The organism is Methylocaldum gracile (assembly GCF_053646815.1).
Genome location: NZ_CM132196.1, coordinates 307421 through 329606 on the forward strand (window position 1 = coordinate 307421; position 22186 = coordinate 329606).

The following is a 22186-nucleotide window of genomic DNA, read 5'->3' on the forward strand; positions in this document are numbered from 1 at the left end:
GCGGGTTACGGCCTCGCGGCCTAACCCACCATCTACAAACAGTGGCGCTGTCGGCAGCATTTTCTACTTAGTGCAGCAAAGTCAGTTCCCACCGGCTGTCGCGATCGTTCTGGCGGATGGTGTAGATGTGGCAATCGTCGCCGAGCACCTTGAAGTAGCGGTACTCCGGCGTGGTCCAGCGGTTGAGGATTTCCACCTTGACTTTGCGGTCGTCGATCAACATCCGCCGCGGTTCTTCGTCGCCGCGATAGCCGGCATAACAGAACACCCTGATTTCGGAAAAAGATTCACGTTTCATGCGCCTTAGAACTGTCCAAAGGGTAACCTTTCTTAGACAGTTCCAGGGCGTTTGTATCGTCAAAGTGACGTGGAGTGGTTCCGGATTCGGTCTAAAACGCCTCGTCCTTGAAATCCATGATGCTCCCGCTGCCGGAAAGAATGGCGGAAAAGAGCCCCGAGGTTCTGGGCAAGATGCGCTCCATGAAGAAGCGGGCTGTATCGAGCTTGGCCTGATAAAAGCCGGTCGTATCGTCCTTGATTTTTTCCTGGGCGATTTCCGCCATGCGCGCCCAGCAATAGGCCATGGTGGTCAAGCCGAACAGATGCAGGTAGTCGTAGGCCGCGGCACCGGCCTCGTTGGGATCGGCGAGACTGCGCTCGGCGATGAAGGCCGTCGCGCGTTGCAGCCGGCCGAACGCTTTGGCCAGCGGTTCGGTGACGAAGGCCAGTTGAGCTTGTCCGGCGCGTTCGTCGAGATAACGCTGGACTGGGTGGAAGAAGCTGCGCAAATACCGTCCGGCGTGCGCGGGTAGCTTGCGTCCGACCAGATCCAGGGCCTGGATGCCGTTGGCGCCCTCGTAGATCTGGGCGATGCGCGCATCGCGCACGAACTGTTCGATGCCGTGTTCGCGGATGTAGCCGTGCCCGCCGTATACCTGCATGGCCAGATTGGCGGTTTCGAACCCGAGATCGGTGAAGAAGGCCTTCACCACGGGCGTCAGCAGGGCGACGAAGTCCTCCGCCTGCTGGCGGATTCCGGGGTCCGGGTGCCGGTTTTCCTTGTCCAATTGAGCGCCGACCCAGGCCGACATCGCCCGCATCCCTTCGGTATAGGCGCGCATGGTCAAGAGCATGCGCCGCACGTCCGGATGGACGATGAGCGGATCGGCCGGCTTTTCGGGATTTTTCGGGCCGGTCACGGCGCGGCCTTGCAAGCGCTCCTTGGCATAGGCCGCGGCATTTTGATAGGCCACTTCGCCGAGCCCCAGCCCCTGCAATCCGACTTCGAGGCGGGCGCTGTTCATCATCACGAACATGGCGCGGAGTCCTTTATGGAGATCTCCGATCAGATAGCCGGTGGCGTCTTCGAGGCTCAGGCTGCACGTGCTCGAGCCCTTGATGCCCATCTTGTGCTCGATGGCCGTGCAGAAGATGCGGTTGCGAGGTCCGAGGCTTCCGTCCGGGTTGACCAGGAACTTCGGCACCAGAAACAGGCTTATGCCCTTGACCCCAGGCGGGGCGTCGGGTGCGCGCGCCAGGACCATCTGGATGATGTTTTCGCTGAGATCCTGCTCGCCGCCCGAAATGAAAATCTTGTTGCCGGTGAGCCGATAAGTGCCGTCGGCTTGCGGAACCGCCTTGGTGCGGAGCAGGCCGAGATCGGTGCCGCATTGCGGCTCGGTCAGGCACATGGTGCCGGTCCAGCGTCCTTCCACCATGTTCGGAAGATAAAGATTCTTGATCTCCTCCGAGGCCGTCTTGAGCAGCAACTGATAGGCGCCGTGGGTCAGCTTGGTGTAGATGGCGAAGGACAGATTGCTGGCCGACATCATTTCCGAGGTCAGCACGTAGACCGTTTCCGGAAGTCCCTGCCCGCCGTATTCGGGGCGGCTGGTCAACCCCGGCCAGCCGCCTTCCCGGTAGCGCTGATACGCGTCCTTGAAGCCGCGCGGAGTGTGCACCTCGCCGTTCTCGAGCCGGCAGCCTTCCTCGTCGCCGCTCCGGTTGAGGGGGAACAGAATGTTTTCGGCCACCTTGGCCATTTCCTCCAGGACCGCATCCACCAGCTCGGGCGGCACGTCCTCCATGCCGGGCATGTCCTCCAAGTGCTGGTCGGCCAGGAACTCGTGGTAGATGAAGCGCATGTCGCGCAAGGGTGCTTTGTAGGTGGCCATGGCTAGTTCCTCAAAGGCTTGCCGGTTTCCAGCATGTGTTCCATGCGGGCGATCGTTTCCTTTCGCTTGACCAGATCCATGAAGGCGCGCCGCTCCAATGCGAGGAGATCGTCCTCGGACAAGGGTTTGCTGATGTCGGTATCGCTTCCAGTGAGTACATCGGCCAAGGCTCCGGCGACAACAGCGTCGTGGGCCGTGGCCTTGCCGAGCCGCCGGTACTGGCCGATGGCCATGTCCAGCGCGGCCTTGCCCGAAGGCCCTGGGAGATAAAAGACCGGCGGCTCGGGCGGCGCGTAGCTTTCGCTCAGCGCCAGCGCCTTTTCCTTGGCGTCGAACAGCAGCCGGTCGCGGTTCATGGTGATGCCGTCGGTGGGGCGCAGGAACAGAAGGTCTTTCGCTTCCTGGGCCGATTTCGACACAGTGGCGACGCTGACGGTTTCGAAGACGCGGGCGACCGGCGCCATCGGGCCTTGGGGAGATTTCTTGTCGGCGAAGGCGCGCAGCAGCATCTCCTTGCAGCCGCCCCAGCCGGGAATCACGCCGACGCCGGCTTCCACCAGCCCCATATACAATTCGGCATGAGCCTGGACGGCATCGCAGTGGAGCAGAATTTCGCATCCGCCGCCGAGGGCCATTCCCGAGGGCGCGCCGACCACGGGGAAGGGCGCGTATTCGAGTGCCTTGAACGCCTCCTGGCCCTGTTTGACCATGCTCTCCACTTCCGGCCACAGCGCGATGTTGACGCCGAAGAGCAGCACCCCGAGATTGGCTCCGGCGGAGAAATTGTCGGCTTCGTTGTAAATCACCAGCGCGCGGTAATCGCTCCGCACGATGTCGACAGCCTTGTGGACCAGCTTGAGCACCAGAGGATCGAAGGTGTTCATCTTGCTCTGGAATTCCAGGCAGACGACGCCGTCGCCCACGTCCCAAAGGCTCGCCGAAGGATTCTTCGTCAGAGGCTTGCTGCGCCGCTTGACGTCGGCCAGCAGCAAGACGCCGGGTGGCCGGTTCACCGCTCGTAGAGTGGGCTTGGTCCCGCCCGTGCCGGTGAATGCAAGCCCGTGCAGCCGCCCGTCGACGACTTGGTAAAGCGGTCCGTCGTGTCGGAGCAGATCTGGCACGGGCTTGCCCATGGCTTCGAGCATCCGGACCAGGTTTTCGTCGCCGATCCGGTCGATCAGTTCGAACGGGCCGTACTGCCAGTTGTAGCCCAGCCGCATGGCACGGTCGACCGATTCCAGATCGTCGGCGACGTGCGGTGCCACCTCGGCGGCGTAAGCCAGGGTCTGGGCCATGACGCTCCGGGCGTATTCGGCGGTCTTGTCGTGGAATTGCAGCAGCCCGGCCAAGCCGCCCGCTTTCATCGCCGCGATGCTGGCGAGTTCCGGTTTGGTGCTGACCCGGTACGTGCCGGTTTGGAGGTCGAGAGCTTCCTTGATCTTTCCGCCTCCAGCCCGGTTCAAGCGATAAAATCCGCCCTTGCCTTTGCGTCCGGTATAGCCTTCCGCGATCATCCGCGTCACCCGTTCCGGCACTTGGCTGATGGCGTGGAACGGATCGTTCGGCGGAAGCGCCCGATCCATGCCGGGAACGATGTGGGGGACGAGATCGAGACCGACCAGGTCGAGCAGGCCGAATATGCCGGTTTTCGGGATGCCGAACGGACGGCTGATGACGGTGTCGGCTTCCTCGACGGTGAGCCCTAGGCGCAAGGCTTCCAGGAGCCCCAGCTGCAGCCAGAAGATGCCGATGCGGTTGGCGATGAAGCCGGGCGTATCGTTGGAATGCACGATGCTCTTGCCGAGCCGCCGGTCGCCGAAGTCGACCAGCGCGGCTAGCGCATCGGGCCGGGTTTCGGGGCCGTAAACGATTTCCAGCAGCCGCATGTAGCGCGGCGGATTGAAGAAGTGAGTGATCAGGAAGTCGCGCCGGAAATTCTCCGGCATGTCCCGCGTGAGCTCGGCGAGTGGGAGGGTGGAGGTGTTGGAGGAAACGACGGAACCGGATTTGCGGACACTGTCCAGGTTGCGGTAGAGCCTGTGCTTGATGTCCGGTTTTTCGATTACCGCCTCGATGATCCAATCGGCCTCGGCGAGTTTTTCGAGATCGTCCTCGATGTTGCCGGGCGTGATCCGCGCGAGATTCTTGCGGTGCATCAACGGGGGCGGATCGGTTTCCTGAAGCTTCTTCAAGGCGTTCTTGGCAACCATGTTCCGATCCGTTGCGCCTTCGGGCACGATGTCCAGCAACAAAACCGGGACGCCGGCGTTGGCGGCCTGGGCCGCGATAGCCGATCCCATGACTCCTGCGCCGATGACAGCCATTTTTTCTATTTTCATCATGTCGGCCTCACTTGACTTGGAGACGGGCCATCCGAGGCCCGCCTTTTCAAAGTTCAAACCGCTTCCAGAATCGTCGCGATGCCTTGTCCGCCGCCTATGCACTGCGTCGCCAGGGCGTAGCGCTTCTTTTCCTTTTTCAGCAGCGACGCCGCTTTTCCGGTGATGCGGGCTCCGCTCGCGCCCAGCGGATGGCCCAGGGCGATGGCGCCACCGTGGAGATTGAGCTTGCTCTCGTCGATGCCGAGTTCACGGATGCACGCCAGCGCCTGGACCGCAAAAGCCTCGTTCAATTCGATGATGTCGATGTCCTCGAGAGCGAGCCCTGCGCGTTGCAGCGCCTTGCGGCTCGCGGCGACCGGACCTATGCCCATGATCTCTGGGGCGCAGCCGGCCACCGCGATGCTCTTGACGCGCGCCAGGGGTTCGAGTCCGTGGCGTTCCGCGTAATCCTCGGAACAGACCAGGACCGCGGCGGCGCCGTCGGTGAGGGGCGACGAGGTTCCGGCCGTGACCACGCCGTTCTCCCGGAAGGCAGGTCTAAGACCGGCCAAGCCCTCCGGAGTGGTCTCGGGACGCGGGCAGCCGTCCTGCGTCACCGTGCCGTCGGGTGTCTCGATGGGGATCAGCTCGTCGTCGAATTGGCCTGCCTCTCCGGCTTCCCGCGTTTTGCGCTGGCTGTCGAAGGCGAAGCGCTCCTGGTCGGCGCGGCTGATGCCGTACCGCTCGACCAGGTTTTCCGCGGTTTCGCCCATGCTCATGTAGGCTTGCGGATATTCCTGGTAAAGCCTGGGGTGAGGCATCGGATTGAAGCCCGTCATCGGCACCCGGCTCATGGATTCGACGCCGGCGCAGATGAACGCCTCGCCGGCATTCAGTTGAATGGCGCCCGCCGCCTGGTGTATGGCCTGCATGGACGAGCCGCAGAACCTGTTAATGGTGGTGCCTGCGACCGACTGCGGGAGACCGGCCAGGAATACCACGAGACGGCCCAAATTGAAGCCTTGCTCGGCTTCCGGAAAGGCGCAGCCGAGGATCAAATCCTCGATGTCTTCGGGTTTGGCGCCGGTTTTGCGCAACAAGGCTTTCACCACTTGCGCGGCCAATTCGTCGGGGCGGATGCCGCTGAGCTGCCCTTTCTTGGCCGGGGTAAACGGCGAGCGGCAGTAGCCGGCGATGACAACGTTTTTCATGGTCTGCCTCCTGACAGGAAACGCCACAAAGGACAGGAGATCGCTCGATCTCCGAAACGGAAACAACAATTAAATACAGAAATGGCGGCGTATCGCCTGTGGCCGCCTAAATCGGCCGTGTCATCCGAAATTCTTCGACGCAGCGGGAATTAAAGGAACGTGCTGCGTGTCGTATTGTTAAGTCAGTTTCCGCAACTCGCGGCGAAGAATCTTGCCTACGGCGCTCTTCGGGAGTTCGTCGCGGAATTCTATATACTTAGGCACCTTGTAGGCCGCCAAGTTCATACGGCAGTAGCGGCGGACGGTGTCCGCATCCAGGCTCTCGTCCTTGCGCACAATGAAAACCTTGACCGTTTCTCCGGTCTTGTCGTCCGGCACGCCTATCGCGGCACACTCCCGAACAGCCGGGTGGGTACTTAAGACGGCCTCGAGTTCATTGGGATAAACGTTGAAGCCCGAGACGAGAATCATGTCCTTCTTGCGGTCCACGATATAGAAGAATCCGTTTTCGTCCATCCGGGCGATGTCCCCGGTACGCAGCCACCCGTCCGGCGTCATGACGTTTTCGGTTTCGTTCGGGCTGTTCCAATAACCCTTCATGACCTGCGGTCCGCGCACGTACAGCTCGCCAGCCGTCCCGACCGGCAGCGGACGTCCGTCGTCGTCCCGAACGCTGCATTCGGTGGATGGCACGGGAAGCCCGATGCTGCCGTTGAATTCCGTCAATCCGGGCGGATTGACGGCAACCACGGGAGAGGTTTCGGTCAAGCCATAACCTTCGGTGATCGGGCAGCCGGTCACTTGCTGCCAGCGGTTCGCCACGACTTCCTCGGTCGGCATGCCGCCGCTGATGACGAACTTGAGCGAGCTGAAATCCAGTTCGTCGAAGCCGGGCGTGTTGAGCAATCCCTTGAAGAGCGTGTTGACGCCGGTTATGACGCTGAAACGCACCTTGCCGAGCATTTTAATGAGACCTTGCAGGTCTCGCGGATTGGTAATGAGATAGTTCAACCCACCCAGTTCGGTGAAGCACAGCAAATCCACGGTCAGGGCAAAGATGTGGTAGAGCGGCAGCGCGGTGATCACGACTTCCTCGCCTTTGACCATCGCTCGTTCCGGGGGAAGTCCGCCGACAATCCACTGGGTGCACTGCTCCACGTTCGCAAGCAGATTGCGGTGCGTCAGCATGGCCCCTTTGGCGATGCCGGTGGTGCCTCCGGTGTATTGGAGAAAGGCGACGTCTTCCAGTTTCAGATCATGCCTTTCGAAAGAAAGCAGGCTGCCTTCCTGCAGGGCCGTATTGAAGGAGACGGCCTCGCTGATGTGGGTGCCGGGGTTTCCCGTTTTGAACAGGCGCACGTACCAGTTGATCAGATAGGAGCGGGGAAACCGCAGCAGGTCGCCGAGTCCGGAAATGATGATCGCCTTGAGCTTTAATCTTGGAAGCGCGGCCGCTACTGCCGGGACGAAATTCTCGAGCATCACCAGGGCTGCTGCCCCCGAGTCTTGGAGTTGATGTTCCAATTCGCGGGCGGAGTAGAGGGGATTCGTGTTGACGACGATCAGCCCGGCGCGCAGCGCGCCCCATAAGGCAACGGGTTGCTGCGAGACATTCGGCAGCATGATGGCGATCCGTTCACCTCGTTCCAGGCCTAGGCGTCGGTTCAGGAAACTGGCGAAATGCCGGCTCAGCTCCTCGAGTTCGGCATAGCAAAGAGTCCGCCCCAAATTGGAAAGTGCCGGCCGTTCCCGATAGCGGGCGGCCATTTCTTCGAAAAAATGCGCCAGCGAAGAGTATTGCGGTTCGCCGATGGTTTCCGGGACGCCCGGCGGATAGCTCTTCAACCAGGGCTTTTCCATGACGTATTGCGACAAGGTGCTTTGAAGGTTTCGCATGGCGCTCTCCGCTGCACAATAAATCACTTGAACGGGTTCGACTCAACCCGCCGGGGCGTCCCTGGTCAAAAAGCGAATCACGATGTCCCTTATACCACCAATATCCTCCGCGAGCATATTGTGGCGATCGGCATGCACGGACCGGAGAATCCTGTTCTTCGAGCTCAGGGCCTTATAGATCATCCGCGCGCTTTCCGGATCGAGAATCGGATCGTGATCGGCCTGTGCCAATAATACCGGACACTGCACGTCCGCGAGACTTTCCTCCAGTTCCTGGATCAAGCGGCGCAGTTCGTAGAGCGTACGCAGAGGCACTTCCCGATAGGCGTATTGCGGATATTCCGGCGTTCTTTCCACGAACGGCCGGCTGTTTCGCCGAGACATCCAGCGAACCAGAATGTTTGGGCTGCGGAGCAGCGGAGCCATGGGACCCGACGCGCTGAACTTGAAGGGCGGCGAAATCGCGGCTATCCCTGCCAAGCGCTCAGGCTGTTCGCTGGCCAGTTGCAGCGCCAACAGACCGCCGATTCCGGTGCCGACGATGTAAATGTGAGACGCATAAGCCTTCATGATCTCGTACCCGCGGCGCAAGGATTCGAGCCAGTCCTCCCAGCGTCGGTCTTTGAGGTCGTAGGGCGAAGTTCCGTGGCCTTTCAAACGGACGCCGAGGGCGTGAAAACCGAGATCGGCCAAGCGTCCGCCGAAGTCGCGCATTTCGGCCGGCGAAGACAAAAGTTCGTGGATCAGAATCACGCCGGCACCATTGCTCGATCGCGCCTTCAGAAAGAAGGGGCGAGGGCTCGCGGCCGCGGTTATCGCAGGAGACGTCAAACTTGGAGCGTGTTTGGCATAGTGTTTCGAATCCCATCGCCATGACCTGACCTCATCGTCGAACTGAAGATTTGCCAGTTCGAGAGCGCTTAGCTTCTTTTCCACCGATAGGGCGCGCTTGACTGCCTCCGTAATGCCGGAAATGGGTTCGATCTCGTTGGCATAAACCGAGATTACGTTTTCGATGCGAATTTCATCGAATTCGTGTTCGTGAAGCAGCTTGGGCAGCAACCGATAACGATCCGGATGAACTTCGATCAGCCCGCTGGCTTTCGCGGTATCGATCAATTCTTGCAGACCGGAATGTTCGCCTTCCAGCAGGTTTCGATATTCCTCGGGGTCTTGCAGGCTGCGGTGAAGATGCACGTGCGGCAATCGCTGGGTGTATTTGATGGCCAAATACAGGCTGCGGAAAAATTCGGCCCGGTCGATCTCGATCCGGTTACGTCTTGCGCGATACAAAATCAGTGTCGAGGCGAGGTGGCTGAGATTCACCGTCACCGCCTGATACATCTCGCGCATATATTTGTTGCGCACGATCTGGGCACGCTGGCGCAGCCGGCCGGCCAGGAGCCGCTCTTTCGTGTTGGCGGGTTTCCGGGTGACGGCGAAGACATCGTCGATTGTCCCGATGCGCGGCGCTACCCATTTTGCCAGCCAGGTTTCCCAGTGGTGCCAGGACTCCGACGCGATAATCGGATGTCCGAACTGGATATCCATATCGGTGTTGCGCAGCAGGATATTCCCCTCGATCAGGATTTCTTCCGCAGCCCGCCGGCTCAGCCCACGGCTCAGCAGTTCGGCGGCGCTGCTCAAAATATGTTCGTTGATGCGTATGGGATAGAAGGTAATGTTCGCCGGAACCACGATGGTGGGTTGGTGCGCGGCGGCCAGCAGGGCTTCGCGGCTCTCCATCCCGAGCGCCTCGGACCATGACGTCAGACTGTCCTGCTGCCCTTGGCGCTCGGCGCGGCGCACGGCCATTTTGAAGATTTCAAGACCCATCGCCAGAACGGCGGCCCCGGTATGGTGTTTGCGCCTATCCATGCTGACTCGGGAGTAAATGCTGTAGCGGCCTCTTTTGTCGAGAACCCGGCGGTCCTTCACCATGCCCCCTTCGGGAAAGATGACGACCTTGCGGCCGAGCAGGATTTGTTCGGCGAGCCAGGGCAGAAGTCTCGGGTAGTTGTTCGGGATGACGCCGACGTCGCGCAGGAATCCCGCCAGGACACTGTCTTCCTCCTCGAAGAATTCCGCCGAGGCCACCGAGCAGCAGTAGACCTTTCTGGCCTCGTACATCAGGTATTGGGGGATGAAGGTCTCGAATCGGGCGAAGTGGTTGAAAAGGAAGATATGGCCGCGATCAATGATGTCCGGGCTGCCGTGCAAGGTGATGCGGACCTTGAGCAGCTTCTTGATCTGCCGGAAAACGCGCACCGACCAGTCATAAGTCGAGGTGTTGATGCCATATTCCGGATCTGCGTTCGGATGGCCTTCCATGTGGCGTTGTTTGAGAAACATACTTTTTCTGTCGGGTAGCGTACTCTCTCTTTTCATTTAGATCCATCTGTGCCGATTGATTGCTCAATCGGCCGTCACCACCGTTTTGGTGGGACGAGTGGTATAGTAGGCCGAAAATTCAGTGCCGTTATCTGGCCTTTTTGTAGTCGCTTTCTCATGACGTGGACGGAAGATCCCGAAATTTCGCCGGATGAGTATCCGGAGCGAATCAGTAAATCCCAGTTGAAGCGCGAAAGCGCAGCCTTGCAGGATCTTGGAGAAGAGTTGATCGGCTTATCCCGCGAACAGCTCGAGCGGCTGGACTTGCCTGTAGAGCTGATGGAAGCGGTGCGGCTCGGACAGTCCATCACCGAGCGCGGCGCCCTCAAGCGGCAGCGCAAGTATATCGGCAAAGTGCTGCGCCATATCGACGCTGAACCCATTCGGGCAGGGCTCGTGGCCCTCAGGAACGAGAGCGCTGAAGCGGTGCACCGGCAGCATGTCATCGAGCGTTGGCGCGATCGCATGATAGCCGAAGGCGATGCCGCGATTAACGAATTCTTGGCAGCCCATCCGGGAGCCGACCGGCAGAAGTTGCGGCAGCTGTCCCGAGACGCGCGCCGGGAGCGCGATGCGGCGGCTGCCCCCAAGTCTGCTCGCTTGCTGTTTCGGTACTTGCGGGAAGTTCTGGAGTGAGGTTGACCCGTGAAGTATCGGATTAGGTCGGTTTTTCTGCCGATCCTTTTCGCAGTCTTTGCCGCCGTATTTCAGGTTGCAAAGGCCGAAGAGAGTATCGATCGGCTGCTGTTTTCGCGGAGGTCGCTAGGGCCGGCGGAGTTGGCGGTCATCGTGAACGAGGCCGACCCGTCGAGCGTCGCCATCGGCAATTACTACCAAAAACGGCGAGGCATACCCGAGGAGAACATGATACGGGTGAGTTTTCCGCCGGGTACCGACAACCTGCCGCGCGCCCAGTTCGAATCCGTCAAGCAGGCGGTGGACAGTCGGACGCCGCCGGGGGTTCAAGCCTATGCGCTCGCATGGATGGCGCCGTTCAGGGTCGATTGCATGTCGATCACCTCCGCTTTCGCGCTAGGTTTCGACCAAGCCTATTGTTCGAGCAAATGCGGCGAAACCAAGCCCAGCGGATACTTTCATTCCGCCAGCCGCGCGCCTTATACCGATCACGGCATTCGGCCCGCGATGATGCTGGCCGGGCGCACGGTCCAGGATGTCCGCAAACTGATCGATCGCGGCATCGCCTCCGACCGGACCTATCCGGCCGGTACCGGTTACTTGCTGAACACCTCCGACAAGCACCGAAGCGTTCGGGCTGTCACGTTCGACAAGACGGTCGATATGCTCGGCGCGGCGATCCGGCTGCATCGGGTTGAAGCGGACTTCATCAGCGGCAAGCAGGATGTGCTGTTCTACTTTACCGGACTGGCGAAGGTGCCGGATCTCGACACCTTGGGTTTCGTGCCCGGGGCGATGGCGGATCACCTGACCTCGTTCGGCGGGAGGCTGACCGAAAATGCCCAGATGAGCAGCGTGCGCTGGCTGGAGGCGGGGGCCACGGCGAGCTACGGCACGGTGACGGAACCCTGCAATATCCTGAGCAAGTTTCCTCATCCGGCCGTGGCTATGTGGCACTATCTGGAAGGCGATACGGTACTCGAAGCCTATTGGAAAAGCGTCGCCCGGCCGGGGGAGGGCGTTTTCATCGGCGAGCCTTTGGCGGCGCCCTTCGCGCCTCAATTGATCCAGCATAAAGGCCTAGTCACCGTCAAGCTGTTTTCCCCGAGGTCGCACATGCTGGCATTACAGGCCGCGACCAGCGCTATCGGACCCTACCGTTCGGCGGTCAAAACCTATGTCCTCATACCCGGCTATAATGAACTGTCCTTCCAATTGCCGGATACCGGCGCATTTTATCGATTGGCCTATCCGGGCGGCGAACAAACCAAGAAATAGTTCAAAAGAATTCGTGCCGGTTTTCTTTCGGCTGCCGAGCAGCGCAGCAAAATAACTGATGAGTCTTTTTTCGTTAGGGTTTTTGGTCATTTCCGTGCTGCTGGTTTCCGGCATCCTGACGGGAGCGGTGCGCGGTTACGCGACCAAACGCTTGCTGGATCTGCCCAATGCCCGCAGTTCCCACCAGGTGCCGACGCCCCGCGGCGGCGGTTTGGCGGTCGTGCTGTCTTTCACGCTCGTCGCGGCCGGTCTCCACTGGCTGGGACAAATCTCATTCGAGCTTTTTATGCTCGTGCTCGGGGCGCTGCCGATAGCCGCCATCGGTTTTTGGGACGATCACGGACACGTACCTGCAAGATGGCGTCTGATCGTGCAGATCGCTTGCGCCGGCTGGGCGCTTTATTGGCTGGGCGGCTTCGAATCGATCCGGTTCGCCGCCGAAATTTACGAATTGGGCTGGCTCGGCCCCGTTCTCGCCGGTTTGCTGGCGGTCTGGCTGTTGAACCTGTTCAACTTCATGGACGGCATAGACGGCATCGCGGGAATCGAGGTTGTTTCGGTGGCGATATCCGCGTATGGGCTTCTGGCCTATCAGTCGCCGCTGTTCCCAGGGGATGCAAATGTTTTATTGTTAGCTTTGGCGGCAGCGGCGGGCGGCTTCTTATGTTGGAACTGGCCTCCCGCGAAAATCTTCATGGGGGATGTTGGGAGCGCGTTCGTCGGGTTCGTTCTGGCCGTTTTCGCGCTGCGTACCTCCGTCGAAGGTACGCTGTCCCTGGCGGTCTGGCTGATTCTGTTCGGCGTGTTTTTCGTGGATGCGAGCGTGACGCTGGTGAGGCGTATGCTCAGCGGGCAGCGCTGGTACGAGGCGCACCGCAGCCATGCGTACCAGCGTGCGGCGCGGCGCTGGGCCAGTCACAAGCGGATCAGCCTGTCGGTCTTGGCCATCAATCTGTGTTGGTTATTGCCTTGGGCCTTCGCGGCGGTGCGCTGGCCGCAGCTGGAGCCGGTCTTTCTGGCGTGCGCCTATGCGCCTTTGATAGGCTTGGCGCTATGGTTGGAGGCAGGAAAACAGGGGGGGTAAGCGATGCAGGACATGCTTTCGAAAATGCGCTCGGGAACGATCATATTCATTCATGATTTGATCATGGTGGCGCTCGCCTGGCTCGGCGCTTATTGGCTGCGGTTCAATTTGTCGTTGCCGCCCGAACTCGAAACGCGGACTTCGCTGCACTGGCTGCCCCTGGTCCTCGTCGTCCAAGCCGTGTTTTTCCGCCGCTTGGGACTGTATCGCGGCATCTGGCGGTTCGCGTCCATTCCCGACCTGGTCCGTATCGCCAAGGCGTCTTGCCTCGGGATTGCCACGATCGCCATCATCCTGTTTTCCGTCAATCGGCTGGAAGGCGTGCCCCGTTCCGTCATTCCGCTCTATGCGGTGCTGCTGCTATTTCTGTTGTCCACGCCGCGGCTGATCTACCGCATCTGGAAAGATCGCGGCGCGCCGATGTCGGCCGGGCGGCGCGCGCTGATCGTCGGTGCGGGCAAGGCCGGCGAAATGCTGGTGAGGGACCTGCTTCGCGCCGCCGGGACCGAGTTCGCCCCGATCGCGTTCGTGGATGACGATCCGAAGAAGAAAGGAAGCGAGATTCACGGCGTGAGAGTGAGGGGACGTTGCGAACAGATTCCGCGGCTCGTCGAGAAATTGGAGATCGAGACGATTCTGATCGCGGTGCCATCCGCCACGGACAAGGAGATGCGGCGTCTCGTCGAAATTTGCGAAGGAACCGGCGTCCCATTTCTGACCTTGCCGTCGATGCAGGAAATGCTGTCGGGCCAAATGTCGGGGCACCTGCGCGAAGTCTCCATCGAGGATTTGCTCGGACGCGCGCCGATCAAGCTCGACCGGCAGGGCATTCAGGCCCATCTCGGCGGAAAGCGGGTTCTGGTTACCGGCGGAGGCGGCTCGATCGGCTCGGAGCTCTGCAAGCAAATCGCACAATTTTCCGTTGCCGAGCTGATCGTTTTCGAGCGCTGCGAATTCAATCTGTACCAGATCGAACGGGCGTTGAGGCGCAGCTTCCCCGGATTGCGCCTGTCCGCGATACTCGGCGATGTCACCGACAAGCTCGCCGTCGAGCAGGTGATTTCGCAATATCGGCCGGAAGTCATCTTCCATGCGGCGGCGTACAAGCACGTCCCGTTGCTGGAATATCAGGTCCGCCAGGCAGTTCAGAATAATGTTCTGGGTACTTATACGGTGGCGGAAGCGGCGATCGCGGGCGGTGTCGACGAATTCGTGCTGATCTCCACCGACAAGGCCGTAGCCCCCGAAAACGTCATGGGAGCGACCAAGCGCGCGGCGGAAGTCTTGGTGCAGAGCATGAACGGCGTCGCCGGGACTCGTTTCATCAACGTCCGTTTCGGGAACGTGCTGGATTCCGCGGGCAGCGTGGTGCCTCTGTTCCGCGAGCAAATCAGGGCCGGCGGACCAGTCACCGTGACTCATCCCGATGTCACCCGCTATTTCATGACGATACCCGAGGCCTGCCAATTGATCATGCAGGCCGCGACCATCGGAAAAGGCGGAGAAGTCTTCGTGCTGGACATGGGCGACCCGGTCAAGATCAGCTACCTGGCCGAACAGATGATCCGCTTGAGCGGCAAACGCCCCGGACAGGATATCCGGATCGAATATGTCGGACTCCGGCCCGGCGAAAAAATCAGCGAGGAATTGTTCAACGACCACGAGGGACCCACGCCGACCGAGCACAGCAAGCTCTTGCTGGCCCATCCCCTGACCGTCGACTATCGGATGGCCAAGAAAGCCGTGATCGAACTGGCCGAGGCTTGCCGGTCTTTCGACGAGGCCGCGATCCTGCACAAGCTCAAGTGGCTGGTTCCCGAATACGTCCAGCGTACCGCCGCCGAGTATGGAGAAGACGATCGGTCCGCCATTCAGCGATCGCTTGTTTTATAATGTGTTGTCGGGTACCATACCCGCTTTTTCGAACAACGCCAGAGTTTGGAGCGTGCAGTAATGAAGACCTTTAGCGCAAAACCGGCCGAAGTAAAACGCGACTGGTACGTCATCGACGCGGAAGGAAAGACGCTGGGGCGCCTTTCGACGGAGATCGCGCGTCGTCTGCGCGGCAAACACAAAGCGGAATACACGCCTCATGTCGACACCGGCGACTACATCATCGTCGTCAACGCGGAAAAAGTGCGTGTTACCGGCAATAAAGAGCAAGACAAGATCTATTACAAGCACACCGGTTACATCGGCAACATGAAGTCCGTGGCCCTGGGCAAGCTGCGCGGAACCCATCCGGAGCGCATCATCCAGACCGCCGTAAAAGGCATGTTGCCCCGCAATCCTTTGGGCCGCGCCATGTTCAGCAAGCTGAAAGTCTATGCAGGGCCCACGCACAATCACCAGGCTCAACAGCCCAAATTGTTGGAAATCTAATTTAAGAAGCTGAATCAACCATGGCACAAGCGCAGTATTACGGAACAGGTCGCCGCAAAAGCGCGGTCGCACGCGTCTACGCAAAATCCGGAACCGGTCGTATTGTCGTTAACGACAAACAGCTGGAAGAGTACTTCGGCAGAAAAACCGACCAGATGGTCGTGCGCCAGCCGCTCGAACTCGTCGCTCTGATGGAAAAGATCGACGTATTCGTCAAGGTTGCAGGCGGCGGTCCCACCGGCCAGGCCGGAGCCATCCGCCATGGCTTGACCCGTGCGCTCATGAGCTTCGACGAAACCCTGCGCCAGCCGCTGCGCAGAGCCGGCTACGTCACCCGCGACGCGCGCGAAGTCGAACGTAAGAAAGTCGGCCTGCACAAAGCAAGACGCCGTCCGCAATACTCCAAGCGTTAATGCAAGGCGCGCCGGTTTCCCCGGCGTGCTTTACTTACTGGGGGATCGTCTAGCGGTAGGACTACGGACTCTGACTCCGTCAACCCTGGTTCGAATCCAGGTCCCCCAGCCAACAATTCAAAGGGCCACACTTCGGTATGGCCCTTTTTTGTTGCCTGACGCCAACAGAGCTTTGAATGGGTGCTCAGAGCGGCTGTCGGATCGGTTTACGGCTCGTGGGAGCGGGCTTTAGAGCATTTTCTGATTCGGTGTAAGGGAGCCCCATATGTAGGTCGGCAATCCCTTGCCGACGTACCGGCTCGGCAAAGGGCTTTGTCGGAAGGGTCGCGACTAAAGCGACCGTTTGCGATTGGAAGGGCAGCTCTGGCGCTCCCAGAGATGCCGTTTGCGATTGGGAAGGGATTGCCGACCTACGTTCTTCCCGCCCGAACACGAATCCGTACACCGGGATGAAAAACGCTCTAGCGGGCGCTCCGCGTCCCAATCCTCTCCCGGAGGATTGGTGCCGATTTGCACGGCAGCGCCGCCCGCAGGGATGGCGCGCCATGAGCCCATCGATCGCGAACGATGCCTGTCCTGAGCCCCGTCGAAGGACGCTTCCCAATGGTCAGCACATCCTATGGACTAGATGAGACCGAAAGACCGCTTCATTGAAGTGCTCCGCCTTTCCGACTTCTCATATCGGGACCTGGAGCTACGAACCGGAATCGATCGGTATAGATGGCAGAATTTGATCAACAAGGAAGGGCAAAAGCTGACGGAAGAACACTTCGAGGCCATAGAAAAAGTGTGGCCGGAATATAATATATAGTTGGATTGCGTACGGCGAAACATGCCCGGAGCGCAGCCAAATCAGCCCTGAGATCGAGGAGACCAGGAAAAAACTAAACGAGGCTGGATAATCGCCGGAAGAGCGCTGACAAGAGGGATGAGGTTGGCCAGTCAGGGCTAAATTTTTTCTCAAAAATCGTGTAAGCCTAGGCTGACAAAAAAAATCAGCCTTTTTTGACACTAGGTCGCATGGCTACTGCGACTTTAAATCATGTTGTCCGTTTTTTTCGTAAGCTTACGTCTTAAACCATGCCAACAATAACTGCTGAGGATCTGCGTGAAATCGTTCGCGACTTGATTGCGCCAACTATCGAAATTCATCGTGCCTCACGAGCTATAAGTCCACACGACGAATATTCGATCCCGAACGAAAAAGAGCCTACTGATGACGAAGTTACAGATTTCGTTCTCTCCAACCCACTAATCGATTCCGAAACAGCTAACTGCCTAACTGATCCAGGTTTTCTTGGTTTTTTTGCCAATAGAGCCGAAGTAACTGACGGTTGGATCTCCGAGTTTCGGGAACAAGTTAATGCGTGGGCTCAAACTCGCGAATGGTATGCTGCGGACTTGGTTTGGTATCACGACGTCGAGTCGTTCAATGGTTTAAAACCAGATGAAGAAATATGGACATCCAAGAACAGTCAGGCACCCTGTGCTACTTACTTGGCGTATTCACCCAGTCACCTTATTCTCGCTGAAAAGCTATTGAGAGAGGGCAGATTACTATCGGAGCTAAGCTGGCGAGACTTCGAGAAACTGATAGCGGAATTGCTCGCCGATCACGGCTGGAAGGTTACGCTAATGCAAGGATCAAAAGATGGCGGAATCGACGTCCTTGCGGAGAAAGAAGATTATCTTTTAGGACATCTAAAAGCAGTTTGGCAGGCGAAAAAATACTCAGAAAAGAAAAAAGTCCAGTTGTCTCACCTTCGTGAGTTATCTGCAGTAGTAGATATTACACGCGCTACTAAGGGAATCATCGTTACAACAAGTACATTGACGAAAGGAGCTATCGAATGGATTCGAAAAGACACGTATCGTCTTTCCTCTAAAGATGGAAACGACATCAAACGCTGGATCAGGAGAACTTTCCGTGGCCATTACAAGCCAAAGTAGACAAGGTACCCAAAAGCATCTTTCTCCGTTACGAGTACCCGACTCCAGCATGACCGATAGAGTCTCCCCGGAAAAAAGAAGCGAAATCATGAGCCGTGTTCATGCAAAGAACACCGCTCCCGAAATTACGGTCCGAAAACTCGTTTTTGCACTTGGCTATCGCTACCGCCTGCACTCAAAAACTCTTCCGGGACACCCAGACTTGGTCTTCCCAAGTAGAAGAAAGGTGATTTTCGTACATGGGTGTTTCTGGCACTTCCACGGATGTAAAAAAGGACAACCACCTAAATCAAATCTCGACTATTGGCTACCTAAGTTTGAAGAAAACCGAAAACGAGATTCAAAAGCTCTAAGCGACTTAACTGCTCTAGGCTGGAGTTATCTAGTCATATGGCAATGTCAGCTCAAAAATACAGAATTCCTGAAAAACGAAATCAGGACTTTTCTCCAATCGTAAGTCAGAGCTCCGCCTCGGTAAACGTCGGAAAATACCTATAAACGCGACGATATTTTTCGATATCGCTTTCAGGAATAGGAGTGATCCTGTACAGCTCCTTATCTAGCGGCAAAGGAGCATCTAAAAAGCGAATTTCACGAAAAGTAAGATTCGGAATATCAATTCTATATCCTTCTGAATTCGGCCGATAATATTCGAGCTGATCAAATCCGCATTTATTAAATATCGCCGACTGAGCCTCGTCTAATAGAATGCCCCCAAAAGTGGCCATCTTAGCTCCATCTTGATATTGAAAATTAAATAACTGTTGATATTTGTAGTAGCTACCTCGCGGGCGTCCCCCGTTGCGACTGTTCAATACCTCATCAATCTGATTATTAATGATCTTTCTAAATGTCTCACCGGCCTTCCAACCTGCCAAATCAGAATTAGCTATTTCTCGCGGAACCTTTTCCTTACCAACGGCCGTTTTGAGCTTTTCAACAGGTCCTTTTTCACAGTCACCATCTCCTTCGTCACCACCTCCCGAGAATACTTGTATATTCAAACTAACGAGAAAAACACTTCCAACTTGAGCTTTAGCAAAAATTAATGATATATCCTCTAAAACATCAGAGGTTAATGTTCCATCATAATCAAGCCATACGATCGACCTAATATCCCAGTTTAAGGTAGGGAGAACGCTAGTTGAGTTCCCGAATAAGACTTTTATATGTTCAAACGGCTTATTAAAGTCAAATCGTCTTTTCAAAAGCTCCTGATCATATTTCTCAATGCTGATCATTTCGCTGATACCAAGAGCTCTGTGAAACAAGGAAAAATCCGTAAAATATATAGATCCGAATCCAATGTATTGATAAGAGTCGATGCGACCAAACTCTGAAAGCCTTCGAAAAGCCTCGCAAAGCATCTTGCGCTCTACAGATTTTGCCGGCCTCAATCGATAATCTATTTTCTTAAAACTAGGGCTCATTAAAACTAACCCCCCTCCATATTCAAATAGTAATCGAATGTTTTTTCGCCGAGCTCCTTATTATTTTTTGCGTTGATCAATCTTTTCGCTTCCTCAACTAACTCTATTGGTTTAGTATAAGAAATTCGGCTCTCTTTTGGCTTCGGCGCTGCCTGGCTTGTTATCGAGGGATATGCAAATACATTTAATGGTTGAATTTCTGAAAATCGAATAGGTTTTGCTCGATCTATATTTTCTTTTAGAAATGTACTGTCCGTATCGAGTTCTGCGTCTAACGCATTAAGAAAATCTATTACTTGACGCATGCCTGATATCATATCTAGCCTTACGGCTTGATATAAAGGCGATTCGCTGTCTATACCATTTTTTGAAGTATTCCAAGGTAGAAGTCCGGCATTATCGCTATCAAAAAAAACAAAGCCAAAAAATCTAGCATATTGCGGGTGAGCCTTTGGTACATCTGCTTCAGCTTCCTTGTATCCCCAACCCGTGAGCGGTGTTTTGTCTGCTTTAATCACGAGGCGTCCGTTGCAGAATATATACCAGCCGGATTCCTTGTAATCGCTTTTCCCTATGCCGGAATAGATCCTAACGGATATCAAATCTTCATCCGTATACTGAATGGTTCTTTCTAAGAGAAATGGCTTAAGTAAATCAGATTGGAGCAGCATCGGCTGAGTATATTTCAGGTTATGTTCATTAACCGATATCTCTAACCCAGCGCTTATGCTTTCCTGATGAGCCGCTTCAATGGCTTCTATAAGCCTATTTTCAAAATTTTTTAACGTAAACTCGCGCGCAATGCTTTCGTAGAGGTTAGAGACCCGAATTATCGTTAAACAATTTTCGGGAGGGTTATTTACACTTTCATCAACTTCTTTAAATTCGAACTCCCACTTTTCCTTACCTTGATCGTCTAGGTTCTTTTCACTCTTCCATTCCTCTACATCCACTTGGAGAAGAAAAAACGAATTAGCCGATTTAGACTCTATTTCAAAGTCTCGCCCCATTTTAAACAGGGCCCTTTTCATACCAACGCCGAATTGCCCAACAGAATGCTTTGTGGGCTGCATATCTTTAGGCCTTCCGAACCTAAACGCATAATTGATAGCAGTTTCTACGTCAATTCCTCCGCAATTGTCTGCTATCACGAAGTTTTGGTTATTTACTTCGATAGATACGTGAAGACCGTGGAAATCGCCGTTAGGTCTCAACCTCCGTGCTCCATCTACAGAATTGTCCACTAGGTCGCAAATAGCATCGGTAAGCTTGATATCCCTGACAAGAATAGAGATAAAGAAATCCTTTGTAGGGGATGCATCGATTGTTCGGTGTTCCTTTTTATTAGGCATGTTGTTGGCTCCAAGTACAGCAACCTGAGTTTTTTTCCGCCATAAGTATAGAACGACTGCTAACGATCTAGATTACAGTCACTTTTTTCGAGACTAGGAAGGTCGCGACAACGAAATGGTCAAAATAAAAATGATCAAGTGATCGCGCGAAAAAAAGTACTTAGAAGAGACTCCGAGACGACTGGACTAACACTGTTCCCTACCTGGCGAAAGCTATGCCACTTGGTCGGATGGAAGACGAACCAGTCGGGAAAACCTTGCAATCTGGCAGCTTCTCTGGGTGTGATTACGCGCGGGCGATTGTGATGGATGGGGCGAAGGGCTTGATAGCTTCCCCGATCGGGACCCGTTCCCGCCCGAATCGTCGGGCAGTACTTTTTCGGGTGCAGTCTCATGGCTCTGGAGACCTTATCCGTCTCTCCCCATGCTAGGCGAGAAAAGCGCTCTTCGACCTCTTTGGTGTGCTTGGTGCCTAAACAGGCCGACACTTCTCCTTTTTCGGCGTAACGCTCGATTGATCGGTCGTCTCCTACGCCCGCCGGAATTTTTCCTCGGACGCGGTCTCCGAAAAAACCGGAAGGAATTTTCCCGACCGGACGCCAACCGCTTTCTTCGTTCGACCAGGAAGGATCTATATCTTCAGGCAATCCTTCTAGCCCGTCTCCAACGCAGGTTGCAGGAATGTCCGGGGACGGATCGAACGAGCGCGAATCGAGATCGCGAACATACTTCGGATCGTAACCGACGAAGAATATTCTTTTTCGTGCGGTCGGAGCGCCGTAAGACTCGGCCTTAACCTCGATCGGTGGAAGGAGAACGTAGTTATCCCGGATAAGAGAGAACGCTCTTTCTCTGATATCGTCGTAGATCGAATGTTCTATTCCCGGTACGTTTTCGGCTAAGAAGAACTTCGGTCGGGTCTCGCTCACGAGCCGAAAGAAATGTCCGAACAATTCGTTTCTCGCGTCTCCGACATCTCTCTTTCCGATGAAGCTGAACCCCTGACAGGGCGGACCGCCGATTAAGCCGTCCAAACCTCCGGGTTTTACGCCGGCCTCTTTCAGCAGAGCTTCTCCGGACAGTTCGGCCACGCTTAAAGGTATGTGAGCCGACGCCGGGAAGTTCTTGGCGTGAGTCTCCAACGCAATCTGATCGGTATCGACAGCGCCGGCCAACTCGAAACCGGCTCTTGCAGCCCCGAGACTAAGTCCACCTACACCAGAAAAAAGATCGATTACTACAGGCATTCCGCAGTTCAAAATATAACAGTCTAGACTGAAGCCGATCATACGAAAACGGCTTCGACTTGTCGATCGATAAATCGAGACGTTCTTCGCAGAAATGAAAGATGCCAGGCTTTCGTCGTTCGACTGATACACGGCGACCACAACCGCTGGAGGCCTTGATGCACGCCACCGAACTTTCCGATGTCATCCACCATTATCAGGCGATTTGCAACGCCGTTCCGCTCTACCCGATCCATTCTGAGGCTGAATACGACCGAGCGGTGTCGATCCTGAACGAGCTTTTAGACGCAGGCGGCGCCGATGAGAACAACCCGCTTGCTCGCCTGGTGGAGATGCTTGGGCTTTTCATCCATGAGTATGAAAAGGTCCACTATCCCTTGGAGGAATCGACACATTAGCGCTTCTGTCCAATAGGACGTCT

General features: G+C 56.4%; 18 protein-coding genes and 1 tRNA gene. 10 read left to right on the forward strand and 9 right to left on the reverse strand.

The window, feature by feature from the left end; translation table 11 throughout:
* Positions 1 to 67 precede the first annotated feature (67 nt).
* The 6 genes from ACWJJK_RS01345 to ACWJJK_RS01370 form a co-directional block, all read right to left on the reverse strand.
* Positions 68 to 298 carry a hypothetical protein gene (locus ACWJJK_RS01345; protein ID WP_077730782.1) on the reverse strand — a complete coding sequence of 77 codons (231 nt, stop codon included), beginning with the start codon at positions 296 to 298 and terminating at the stop codon, positions 68 to 70.
* 91 nt (positions 299 to 389) lie between these two features.
* Complete coding sequence (locus tag ACWJJK_RS01350; RefSeq protein WP_156880134.1) at positions 390 to 2174, reverse strand: acyl-CoA dehydrogenase C-terminal domain-containing protein; 1785 nt, start codon at positions 2172 to 2174, stop codon at positions 390 to 392.
* Positions 2175 to 2176: 2 nt separating this feature from the next.
* Positions 2177 to 4516: a 3-hydroxyacyl-CoA dehydrogenase NAD-binding domain-containing protein gene (locus ACWJJK_RS01355; RefSeq protein WP_454128565.1), complete on the reverse strand. Its 2340-nt coding sequence runs from the start codon at positions 4514 to 4516 to the stop codon at positions 2177 to 2179.
* Between the two features lie 53 nt (positions 4517 to 4569).
* A complete protein-coding gene (locus ACWJJK_RS01360; protein ID WP_156880133.1) occupies positions 4570 to 5706 on the reverse strand; it encodes a thiolase family protein in 1137 nt (378 codons plus the stop codon).
* Positions 5707 to 5883: 177 nt separating this feature from the next.
* Positions 5884 to 7602 carry an AMP-binding protein gene (locus tag ACWJJK_RS01365; protein WP_454128566.1) on the reverse strand — a complete coding sequence of 573 codons (1719 nt, stop codon included), beginning with the start codon at positions 7600 to 7602 and terminating at the stop codon, positions 5884 to 5886.
* A gap of 42 nt (positions 7603 to 7644) precedes the next feature.
* Positions 7645 to 9954: an alpha/beta fold hydrolase gene (locus ACWJJK_RS01370; RefSeq protein WP_454128567.1), complete on the reverse strand. Its 2310-nt coding sequence runs from the start codon at positions 9952 to 9954 to the stop codon at positions 7645 to 7647.
* Positions 9955 to 10110: 156 nt separating this feature from the next.
* On the opposite strand from ACWJJK_RS01370, the gene yjgA reads away from it, so the two are divergent.
* From yjgA to ACWJJK_RS01415, 9 genes are all read left to right on the forward strand, one after another.
* Entirely contained in the window at positions 10111 to 10629 is a 519-nt protein-coding gene (gene yjgA / locus ACWJJK_RS01375) for a ribosome biogenesis factor YjgA (protein ID WP_156880132.1), read from the forward strand.
* Between the two features lie 9 nt (positions 10630 to 10638).
* A complete protein-coding gene (locus tag ACWJJK_RS01380) occupies positions 10639 to 11907 on the forward strand; it encodes a TIGR03790 family protein (protein WP_454128568.1) in 1269 nt (422 codons plus the stop codon).
* 58 nt (positions 11908 to 11965) lie between these two features.
* Entirely contained in the window at positions 11966 to 12991 is a 1026-nt protein-coding gene (locus ACWJJK_RS01385) for an MraY family glycosyltransferase (RefSeq protein WP_434110451.1), read from the forward strand.
* 3 nt (positions 12992 to 12994) lie between these two features.
* Entirely contained in the window at positions 12995 to 14884 is a 1890-nt protein-coding gene (locus ACWJJK_RS01390) for a polysaccharide biosynthesis protein (RefSeq protein WP_240507065.1), read from the forward strand.
* A gap of 60 nt (positions 14885 to 14944) precedes the next feature.
* Positions 14945 to 15373, forward strand: a complete 429-nt coding sequence (rplM, locus tag ACWJJK_RS01395) for a 50S ribosomal protein L13 (protein ID WP_077730788.1) — start codon at positions 14945 to 14947, stop codon at positions 15371 to 15373.
* A 20-nt stretch (positions 15374 to 15393) separates the two neighbouring features.
* Positions 15394 to 15786 carry a 30S ribosomal protein S9 gene (gene rpsI / locus ACWJJK_RS01400; protein ID WP_133717496.1) on the forward strand — a complete coding sequence of 131 codons (393 nt, stop codon included), beginning with the start codon at positions 15394 to 15396 and terminating at the stop codon, positions 15784 to 15786.
* Between the two features lie 38 nt (positions 15787 to 15824).
* Positions 15825 to 15898 (forward strand) — tRNA-Gln (locus tag ACWJJK_RS01405).
* Between the two features lie 968 nt (positions 15899 to 16866).
* Entirely contained in the window at positions 16867 to 17736 is an 870-nt protein-coding gene (locus ACWJJK_RS01410; RefSeq protein WP_454128569.1) for a restriction endonuclease, read from the forward strand.
* A gap of 49 nt (positions 17737 to 17785) precedes the next feature.
* Entirely contained in the window at positions 17786 to 18193 is a 408-nt protein-coding gene (locus ACWJJK_RS01415) for a very short patch repair endonuclease (RefSeq protein ID WP_454128570.1), read from the forward strand.
* Position 18194: 1 nt separating this feature from the next.
* Here the strand turns inward: ACWJJK_RS01415 and ACWJJK_RS01420 are convergent, their stop codons facing one another.
* The 3 genes from ACWJJK_RS01420 to ACWJJK_RS01430 form a co-directional block, all read right to left on the reverse strand.
* Positions 18195 to 19166: an O-methyltransferase gene (locus ACWJJK_RS01420; RefSeq protein ID WP_454128571.1), complete on the reverse strand. Its 972-nt coding sequence runs from the start codon at positions 19164 to 19166 to the stop codon at positions 18195 to 18197.
* A gap of 5 nt (positions 19167 to 19171) precedes the next feature.
* On the reverse strand, positions 19172 to 20518 hold the full coding sequence (locus tag ACWJJK_RS01425) for an ATP-binding protein (RefSeq protein WP_454128572.1): 1347 nt from the start codon (positions 20516 to 20518) through the stop codon (positions 19172 to 19174).
* 134 nt (positions 20519 to 20652) lie between these two features.
* A complete protein-coding gene (locus tag ACWJJK_RS01430; protein ID WP_454128573.1) occupies positions 20653 to 21765 on the reverse strand; it encodes a DNA cytosine methyltransferase in 1113 nt (370 codons plus the stop codon).
* A 158-nt stretch (positions 21766 to 21923) separates the two neighbouring features.
* On the opposite strand from ACWJJK_RS01430, the gene ACWJJK_RS01435 reads away from it, so the two are divergent.
* Positions 21924 to 22163 carry a hypothetical protein gene (locus tag ACWJJK_RS01435; RefSeq protein WP_454128574.1) on the forward strand — a complete coding sequence of 80 codons (240 nt, stop codon included), beginning with the start codon at positions 21924 to 21926 and terminating at the stop codon, positions 22161 to 22163.
* The last annotated feature ends 23 nt before the right edge of the window (positions 22164 to 22186 follow it).